The organism is Pseudomonas sp. GW460-12-10-14-TSB1, assembly GCF_017349775.1.
GTDB lineage: Bacteria > Pseudomonadota > Gammaproteobacteria > Pseudomonadales > Pseudomonadaceae > Aquipseudomonas > Aquipseudomonas piscium.
The window spans coordinates 26,478-35,537 of sequence record NZ_JACNAC010000063.1 but is presented as its reverse complement, the minus strand read 5'-3'; the positions used below and the strand labels follow the sequence as shown (position 1 = coordinate 35,537).

Sequence of the window (9,060 nt, the reverse complement as noted above, 5' to 3'; positions counted from 1 at the left end):
GCCAGGTCGCCCTTGGCCACCTTGGTCACGCCGGTGCCGTACTCAGGATCGGCCTTGTAGAGGAACGACAGCATGATGTGCTTGCTCTCGTCATCAGTAGTCGCCAGGGAGCCGCCGAAGTTCTCGATCAGGTCCTGACGCTCCTTCTGGCTCAGCGAGCGATACAGATCGCCGGCCTGCTTGAAGTTCTGCTCGCGCTGGATCTTCGCCTGCTGGGTGCTGCCACTCAGCGCCAGCTGGCTGTAACGCGCGCTTTGCGGCTCTTCACGCGGCATCAGGCGGCTCGGCTGGTAGTTCACGCCGGTGCTGGTGCTGCCGATGTTCATCGCGCCGTCCTGGTTGCCGTTGTTCACCGCGACTTTCGGCGCGTTGATCGGCAATTGCAGGGCGTTGGCGCCCAGGCGATACAGCTGGGTATCGGCATAGGAGAACACCCGGCCTTGCAGCAGGCGGTCTTCCGACGGCTCGATGCCCGGCACCAGGTTGGCCGGGGCCATGGCCACCTGCTCGGTTTCCTGGAACACGTTGGCCGGGTTGCGGTTGAGCACCATCTGCCCGACCTTGCGCTCAGGCACGCCCGGCCAGATCTTGGTGGCATCCAGCGGATCGAAATCGAACTTGGCCAGATCTTCCGGCTTCAGGACCTGGACATATAGGTCCCATTTCGGGAAATCGCCCTTGTTGATATGGGTGACCAGGTCATTGGTCATATGACTGTAATCACGCCCCTGTACCTCGACCACTTGTTTGGGATCGAGGTTGTTGATGCCCTGCAAACTCTTCCAGTGAAACTTTACGTAATGCACTTCGCCCTTGGCATTGATCAACTTGTAGGCGTGCACGCCATTACCGTCCATTTCCCGGTAACTGGCCGGAGTACCGGAATTGGAATACAGCTCGGTCAGGGTCCGGGTGGCTTCCGGAACATGGGAGAAGAAATCGAAGCGACGGGAATCGTCATCCAGGTTGGTGCGCGGATCAGGTTTGAACGCATGAACCATGTCCGGGAATTTGATCGCGTCACGAATAAAGAAAGTCGGGAAGTTGTTGCCGACCAGATCCCAGTTGCCGTCGGCGGTATAGAACTTGGTGGCAAAACCGCGCGGGTCACGCAGGGTTTCCGGCGAATGATTGCCGTGCACTACCGCGGAGAAACGCACGAATACCGGCGTTACCTGGCCGGCGGCGAATACCTTGGCCTTGGTCAGGTCGCTCAGGCTGTCGGTCACGGTGAAGGAACCATGGGCACCAGTGCCACGGGCATGCACCACCCGCTCTGGAATGCGCTCGCGATCGAAGCGCTGGAGCTTCTGGATCAACTGCACATCCTGCAGCAATACCGGTCCGGTAGCGCCTGCAGTCTGCGAGTTCTGGTTATCGCCTACCGCGGCCCCGTTATCGCGGGTCAGAGTGGCGGCCTGTACGGAAAGAGAAAGCATACTGGCGGCGAGTACGCCCACTATGCGTCGTTGGGAAAAAGTCCCAAGGCCAATGATCATGGTCATGTTTTATTCCTCTGGTTTTAATCAAACGCATCCAGGTGCGCCTGTCAGAGGCTAGTGACCAAAGAGTCGAAATCTAAATAGAAAGGTCGCAACAGTCCGATTGAAAAAATATTCTGGTATGTAAGAGCAAGCGCGGGTATTTCGCGCGCGATTGATGGCACTTTGTAAACTATTTGCCGTTAACTCGGTCGATAACTCCGAACGCTGTAATCCGTTGTTTCAAGCAAGATGCCTTTTGCTGAATTACACTGCGTTCACCAACCTCATCTGTAACAAGGAATAACCTATGGGCGTGCTAAGTGAGTTCAAGGCCTTCGCGGTCAAAGGTAATGTGGTCGACATGGCCGTCGGTATTATCATCGGCGCCGCATTCGGCAAGATCGTTTCGTCGTTTGTTGGCGATGTGGTGATGCCGCCAATCGGCTTGCTGATCGGTGGGGTGGACTTCAGTGATCTGGCGATCACGCTCAAGGACGCAGTCGGCGAGACGCCGGCCGTGGTGCTGGCCTACGGCAAGTTCATCCAGAGCCTGATCGACTTCATCATCGTTGCCTTCGCCATCTTCATGGGCGTGAAGGTGATCAACCGCCTGAAGCGTGAAGAAGCCGTGGCACCGGCCGCTCCTACCAAGGAAGAAACGCTGCTGGGCGAGATCCGCGACCTGCTCAAGGCGCAGAACAACAAGCCCTGAGGCTGCTGCCGCAACAAAAACGGCGCCCCTGCTGGTATTGCAGGCGGCGCCGTTTTTTTACCAGTAGTTTTCCACCGCCACCTGTCCCGGCCGCCGGGTCAGGCTCAGGTGCATGTCGCGCTGCTTGAGCAGGGCGCGGGTGTCGTCGATCATCTGCGGGTTGCCGCAGAGCATCACTCGCGAGTGCTCGGCGCTCAGCGGCACGCCGGCGACGCGCTCCAGCTCACCGCTCTCGATCAAATGGGTGATCCGCCCATTGAGGCTGCCCGGGTGCAATTCCCGGGTCACCGTGGTGATGACTTGCAGCTTGTGCGCAACTTCCGCCAGATAATCGCGCTGTTTCAGCTCGGCCAGCAATTGCTGATAAGCCAGCTCCTTGGCCTCGCGCACGCTGTAGACCAGAATGATCCGCTCGAATTTCTCCCAGACTTCGAAGTCCTGGAGGATCGAAACAAAAGGTGCGATCCCGGTGCCGGTGGACAGCAGCCAAAGGTCGCGGCCATCGGCGAAGCGGTCCAGGGTCAGATAGCCAAACGCCTGCCGGTCCACCATCAGGGTATCGCCCTCCTCCAGCCGGCTCAGTTCGCTGGTGAACTCGCCGCCGGGCACGACGATGGAGAAGAACTCGAGAAACTCGTCGAAGGGCGAAGACACCATGGAGTACGCGCGCCACACCGTGCTGCCATCGGCCTTGGTCACCCCCAGGCGGGCGAATTGCCCGGCGCGAAAGCGAAAGCCCGCGTCCCGCGTGGCGCGCAGGGTAAACAGGCTGGGAGTCAGGGGCTGGACGTCGAGCAAGGTCTGGCGCGTGTATTTTTCTGCACTGGCAGTCATGGCAGGCTCCAATAAGCGAATGCCCTTAGTGTCCCGCAAAGCGCGCGACAGAAACACCGGCGGTTTGTAATGGCATAGAGCGCGGGCAATCGGGCGCAAAAAAACGTACCATTGGCCCCCTCTTCGGGCAGTTGCCACGCGGCCTGCGCGCCACCTGCCCGAACGGTCCAGCCCGCATCGCGCCCCTCCCGCAGGCAGGACATTCACCGATTACCAAGAGTCCGCCCCATGCCCCTGCTCGAAAGCCCCTTCGCCCAGCTCGACCTGATCCGCCAGCCCGAACAACAGAACGAGCCCCTGCAAGCCTTCGACGCGGCGGACGAGTACCTGCTCAATCACCTGGCCGAACAGCAGCCGACGGCAGACACCCGGGTGCTGGTCCTCAACGACAGCTTCGGCGCGCTGGCGGCCAGCCTGGTCGGACGGGTGCAGGTGCGCAGCAGCGGCGACTCGTTTCTCGGCGCACTGGCGCTGGAGAAAAACCTGGTGCGCAATGGCCAGCCGTTCGACGCCGTCACCCTGGTGCCGGCCAGCGAGCCGTTGACCGGGCCCTTCGACCGTGTACTGATCCGCGTGCCCAAGACCCTGGCCCTGCTGGAAGAACAACTGATTCGCCTGCAAGGTCAACTGGCCCCGGGCGCCCAGGTGGTGGCGGCGGCGATGGTCAAGCACCTGCCGCGGGCCGCCGGCGACCTGCTGGAACGCTACATCGGCCCGGTACAGGCTTCGCTGGCGGTGAAAAAAGCCCGTTTGCTGATCGCCACGCCGGAGGCGAAAACCCCGGCGGTTTCGCCCTACCCGACCCGCTACAGACTCGACGAGCCCGCCATCGAGCTGCTCAACCACGCCAACGTGTTCTGCCGCGAAGGCTTGGACATCGGCACCCGCGCCTTCCTCCCGCACCTGCCGAAAAACCTCGGCAAGGCCCGGGTCGCGGACCTGGGTTGCGGCAACGGTGTGCTGGCCATCGCCAACGCCCTGCACAACCCCGATGCCCACTACACCCTGGTGGACGAGTCCTTCATGGCCGTGCAATCGGCACTGGAGAACTGGCGCGCGACCCTGGGCGAGCGTGAAGTGACCCTGCGCGCCAGCGACGGCCTGGCCGGCCAGGAGCCGCAGTCGCTGGACGTGGTGCTGTGCAACCCGCCCTTCCACCAACAGCAGGTGGTCGGCGATTTCCTCGCCTGGCGCATGTTCCAGCAGGCCCGCGAAGCCCTGGTGGTGGGCGGCGCGCTGTACATCGTCGGCAACCGTCACCTGGGCTATCACAGCAAGCTGGCGCGGCTGTTCCGCGGCGTCGAACAAGTGGCCGCCACGCCCAAGTTCGTGATCCTCAAGGCGCGCAAATAATCCCCTCTTTACTGTAGGAGCGAAGCTTGCTCGCGATGAAGACCCATGTGGTGTGCCAGGCATAACGCGTCGTAGCTGATCGCGAGCAATCGAGCGTCGACCGGCTGCTCCTACAGAAGCAAAACGTAGCAACCCCAGGCCAAAAAAAAGCCCTCCAGAGGAGGGCTATAAAACCGTGCCGCAAGGCAACGGGATGGGATGAGCGGTGGTGAAAATCAGTGCGTGGTCAGGCCCGCGGCGTTCATGAACATGCGCATCAGGCTGGCGACGATAAACAGCGCCAGCACACTGCCGACCCAGATCCCGGCGAGCCAGCCCAGACGCTGCCAGAGCGGTTTCTTCTCGGCTTCTTCGATTTCCTGCAATGTGGGTTTGCCAGCCATCATCGAATACTCCTCTCGGAATGGAGACGACGGCGCCGCTCAGGACGCCATCGCGAGCAAGCTTCGCTCCTGCACAGGAGCGCGCATTGACTAGTGGTAGCCGTCTTCGTGGGTGACCTTGCCGCGGAACACGTAGTAGCTCCAGAAGGTGTAGCCCAGGATGAACGGGATGATGAACAGCGTGCCCACCAGCATGAAGCCCTGGCTTTGCGGCGGCGCGGCGGCGTCCCAGATCGAGATCGATGGCGGCACGATGTTCGGCCACAGGCTGATGCCCAGGCCGCTGTAGCCGAGGAAGATCAGCACCAGGGTCAGCAGGAACGGCGTGTAGTGCGCGTTGCGGGCCACGGCGCGCAGCAGGCCGTACATGGTCACCAGCACCAGGATCGGCACCGGCAGGAACCAGAACAGATTCGGCAGGGTGAACCAGCGCGAAGCGATTTCCGGGTGGGCCAGCGGCGTCCAGATACTGACGACACCGATCACCGCCAGCAGCACGAAGGCCAACGGCCGCGCCAGGTCATGCATCTGCTCCTGCAGCTTGCCTTCGGTCTTCATGATCAGCCAGGTGCAGCCGAGCAAGGCATAGGCCACCACCAGCGCGACGCCGCAGAACAGGGTGAACGGCGTGAACCAGTCCAGCGAACCGCCGGCGTACTGGCGGTCGACCACCGGCAGGCCATCGATGAAGGCCCCCAGGGCCAGGCCCTGGAAGAAGGTTGCCGCCAGCGAACCGCCGATGAACGCCTTGTCCCAGATGTGGCGCTTGGCTTCCTTGGCCTTGAAGCGGAACTCGAAGGCCACGCCGCGGAAGATCAGGCCGATGAGCATCAGGATCAGCGGCATGTACAGCGCCGAGAGCACCACCGAATAGGCCAGCGGGAAGGCGCCGAACAACGCGGCACCGCCCAGGACCAGCCAGGTTTCGTTACCGTCCCAGACCGGGGCGACGGTGTTCATCATCACGTCACGGTCACGGGCGTCCTTGACGAACGGGAAGAGAATCCCGATCCCCAGGTCGAACCCGTCCATGACCACGTACATCATGATGCCGAAGATGATGATCACGGCCCAGATCAGCGGAAGATCAATACCCATGACTCAATTCCCCTTGTTCAGGCTGGTGCCGTTGTCTTCGGCATCGTCGTCGGCGGCCGACAGCGGACGGGCCGGCGTGCGTTTCTGGCCAGGACCACCGTGGCTGACTTCCGCGCCTTCGTTGGTCTTCGGTCCTTTGCGCACCAGGCGCATCATGTAGCCGATACCGACACCGAACAGCGAGAAATACACCACGACAAACAGCGCCAGGGTGATGCTCATCTGCATCAGGCTATGCCCGGACGAAGCGTCCGCGGTGCGCATCAGCCCGTAGACCACCCACGGCTGACGGCCGATCTCGGTGGTGAACCAGCCGGCGAGGATCGCGATCAGGCCGGACGGCCCCATCCACAACGCCAGGTAGAGGAACGCACGATTCTCGTAGATGCGGTCACGCTTGCGCAGCCACAGGCTCCACAGGCCGGTGAGGATCATCAGCATGCCCAGGCCGACCATGATCCGGAACGACCAGAACACGATGGTCGAATTCGGCCGGTCTTCCGGCGGGAATTCCTTGAGCGCCGGCACCTGTTTGTCCAGCGAGTGAGTGAGGATGAGGCTGCCCAGATACGGGATCTCGACAGCGAACTTGGTCTTTTCTTCCTTCATGTCCGGCCAGCCGAACAGGATCAGCGGGGTCGGCTCGTCACCGACGTTTTCCCAGTGACCTTCGATCGCGGCGATTTTCGCCGGCTGGTGCTTGAGGGTATTGAGACCGTGGAAGTCGCCGATCACGGCCTGGATCGGCGCGACGATCAGGGCCATCCACATCGCCATCGACAGCATGCGGCGGATTGCCGGGTTATCGCGGCCGCGCAGCAGGTGCCAGGCGGCGGACGAACCGACGAAGAACGCGGTAGCGACAAAGGCGGCCGTGGCCATGTGCGCCAGGCGGTACGGGAACGACGGGTTGAAGACAATGGCGAACCAGTCGACCGGGATCACTCGGCCGTCGACGATTTCAAAGCCCTGGGGCGTCTGCATCCAGCTGTTGGACGAGAGGATCCAGAAGGTCGAAATCAAGGTACCGATGGCCACCATCACGGTGGAGAAGAAGTGCAGCTTGCGCCCGACCCGGTTCCAGCCGAACAGCATCACGCCGAGGAAGCCGGCTTCGAGGAAGAATGCCGTGAGCACTTCATAGGTCAGCAGCGGCCCGGTAACGGAACCGGCAAAGTCGGAGAACCGGCTCCAGTTGGTGCCGAACTGGTAGGCCATGACCAGGCCCGAGACCACCCCCATGCCGAAGTTGACGGCGAAGATCTTCGACCAGAAGTGGTACAGGTCACGGTAGGTATCGTCGCGCGTCTTGAGCCACAAACCTTCGAGCACCGCCAGGTAGCTCGCCAGACCAATGGTGATGGCGGGGAACAGGATGTGGAACGAGATGGTGAACGCGAACTGAATTCGGGCGAGATCTAGTGCCTCCAAACCGAACATAAGCTTTCCTCTGTCAGGTAATACCGGCTGCCGGCTGGAGGCCTGCACCCACTGCCCCCACGGATCTGGAGTGTGGCGAATTCGAATTCGTTCTTTTTAAATCCATCGCAACGCAGGGAGTCTGGCCATCTGGCCGCCAGACCCAACCTTGGGAAAAGGTTTTGATCTGGATCAATCAACGCTGAAAGAGTAGTCCTATTTTCGCCGTTGGTTTGTGTGGTCTTTTGTCGCGTGACAGGTTGCCTCACCACGTCAAGAACGGGGTTTTCCCGAAGTTTTGCCGCACCTGTAGCCGCTGCCGCAGGCTGCGATAAGGTCCGCAGGACCTTCAGGGACTTTTAGAAAACCCCGGCCGATCGCAGCCTGCGGCAGCGGCTACAGGGGGCGGCCCTGTCGGGTTTCATCGAACAAAAGAGATAGATGCGAGGCTAACGATTCTGCAACTATTGGTTACATCTTGGTGATAACCTCGCCCTACTCCACGCCCAGACCTGCCTTCAGATGCCCAGCCAAGACCCTCTGCTGCTTCGCCATCACCGTCCGTTCATTGCTTTCTGGCTGGCGCGGATCTTCACCGCCAGCGGCTTCCAGATGCTCACCGTGGCCATCGGCTGGAACCTCTACCAACTGACCGGCAACGTGCTCGACCTGGGCCTGGTCGGGCTGGTGGAGTTCGCGCCACGGGTGCTGTTCATGCTGCACACCGGGCATGTGGCGGACCGCTATGACCGGCGCAAGGTGGCGGCCATCTGCCAGTCGCTGCAGGCGCTGATCGCCCTGTCCCTGGCCATCGGCAGCGCCACCCACAACGTCACTCGCGAGATGATCTTCATCCTTGCCTTCCTGCTGGGCGCCGCCCGCTCCTTCGAGATGCCGACCACCCAGGCGCTGCTACCGAGCATCGTGCCCAGCGCGCTGTTCCCCCGCGCCGTGGCCGCCGCCCAGTCCGCCCAGCAATCGGCGACCATCGTCGCGCCGGCCCTCGGCGGGCTGCTCTACGCCTTTGGCAGCGTGTGGGTCTATGGCCCGACCGTGCTGCTGTATGTGATCGCCTGCTGCCTGATGCTCAACCTGCCCGCGCGGCAGACGCCGCTGAACAAGGGCAAGGCCACCCTGGACTCGTTGCTGGCCGGGGTGCGCTTTATTCGCAGCCGGCCGGATATCCTCGGGGCGATCTCCCTGGACCTGTTCGCCGTACTGCTGGGCGGCGCCACCGCGCTGCTGCCGGTGTTCGCCAAGGACATCCTGCTCACCGGTGCCTGGGGCCTGGGCCTGCTGCGCTCGGCGCCGGCGGTGGGGGCCTTGCTGATGTCGCTGTGGCTGGCGCGCTTTGCCGTCGACCGCCATGTCGGCCGGGTGATGTTCACCGCCGTCGGTGTATTCGGCGTCGCCACCATCGCCTTCGGCCTGTCGACCTCGTTCTGGTTCTCGCTCTTGGTGCTGGTGGTGCTGGGCGCGGCGGACATGATCAGCATGGTGATCCGCGCCTCCTTCGTGCAGCTGGAAACCCCGGATGAAATGCGTGGCCGGGTCAGCGCCGTGAACGGCCTGTTCATCGGCGCCTCCAACCAGCTCGGCGAGTTCGAGTCCGGGCTCACCGCCCACTGGTTCGGCACCGTGCCGGCGGTGGTCCTGGGCGGAGTCGGCACCCTGCTGGTGACCGGGGTGTGGATAAAACTGTTCCCGACCCTGGCCCGGCGCGATCGCATGCATGGGCCAGTGGAAGAGGCCAAGGCCTGAAGCCGCGCCTGACAGG

General features: G+C 62.3%; 8 protein-coding genes. 3 read left to right on the top strand and 5 right to left on the bottom strand.

Annotated features, from left to right (window positions below):
- Positions 1 to 1,505: catalase (locus J4D52_RS26420; RefSeq protein ID WP_207272175.1), on the bottom strand; the 1,505-nt coding region annotated here is incomplete at its 3' end.
- Positions 1,506 to 1,791: 286 nt separating this feature from the next.
- Here J4D52_RS26420 and mscL point away from each other — a divergent pair.
- Positions 1,792 to 2,196 carry a large-conductance mechanosensitive channel protein MscL gene (gene mscL, locus J4D52_RS26415; RefSeq protein ID WP_016703708.1) on the top strand — a complete coding sequence of 135 codons (405 nt, stop codon included), beginning with the start codon at positions 1,792 to 1,794 and terminating at the stop codon, positions 2,194 to 2,196.
- 57 nt (positions 2,197 to 2,253) lie between these two features.
- On the opposite strand, the gene J4D52_RS26410 is transcribed toward mscL, so the two are convergent.
- Positions 2,254 to 3,030, bottom strand: a complete 777-nt coding sequence (locus tag J4D52_RS26410) for a ferredoxin--NADP reductase (protein WP_102678168.1) — start codon at positions 3,028 to 3,030, stop codon at positions 2,254 to 2,256.
- A gap of 228 nt (positions 3,031 to 3,258) precedes the next feature.
- Here J4D52_RS26410 and J4D52_RS26405 point away from each other — a divergent pair, with 228 nt between their 5' ends.
- Positions 3,259 to 4,383 (top strand): class I SAM-dependent methyltransferase, encoded by a 1,125-nt coding sequence (locus tag J4D52_RS26405; protein ID WP_102678169.1) that lies wholly within the window; start codon positions 3,259 to 3,261, stop codon positions 4,381 to 4,383.
- Positions 4,384 to 4,598: 215 nt separating this feature from the next.
- Here J4D52_RS26405 and J4D52_RS26400 read toward each other — a convergent pair whose 3' ends face one another.
- The 3 genes from J4D52_RS26400 to J4D52_RS26390 form a co-directional block, all read right to left on the bottom strand.
- On the bottom strand, positions 4,599 to 4,766 hold the full coding sequence (locus J4D52_RS26400; RefSeq protein WP_023969448.1) for a DUF2474 domain-containing protein: 168 nt from the start codon (positions 4,764 to 4,766) through the stop codon (positions 4,599 to 4,601).
- Between the two features lie 90 nt (positions 4,767 to 4,856).
- The gene (cydB, locus tag J4D52_RS26395; RefSeq protein WP_063433099.1) at positions 4,857 to 5,864 is read right to left on the bottom strand and encodes a cytochrome d ubiquinol oxidase subunit II; all 1,008 of its coding nucleotides are present in this window, start codon (positions 5,862 to 5,864) and stop codon (positions 4,857 to 4,859) included.
- A gap of 3 nt (positions 5,865 to 5,867) precedes the next feature.
- Positions 5,868 to 7,304, bottom strand: coding sequence for a cytochrome ubiquinol oxidase subunit I (locus J4D52_RS26390; protein ID WP_063433100.1), 1,437 nt, complete (start codon positions 7,302 to 7,304; stop codon positions 5,868 to 5,870).
- A gap of 501 nt (positions 7,305 to 7,805) precedes the next feature.
- Here J4D52_RS26390 and J4D52_RS26385 point away from each other — a divergent pair.
- Positions 7,806 to 9,044 carry an MFS transporter gene (locus J4D52_RS26385; protein ID WP_063433101.1) on the top strand — a complete coding sequence of 413 codons (1,239 nt, stop codon included), beginning with the start codon at positions 7,806 to 7,808 and terminating at the stop codon, positions 9,042 to 9,044.
- Positions 9,045 to 9,060: the final 16 nt, after the last annotated feature.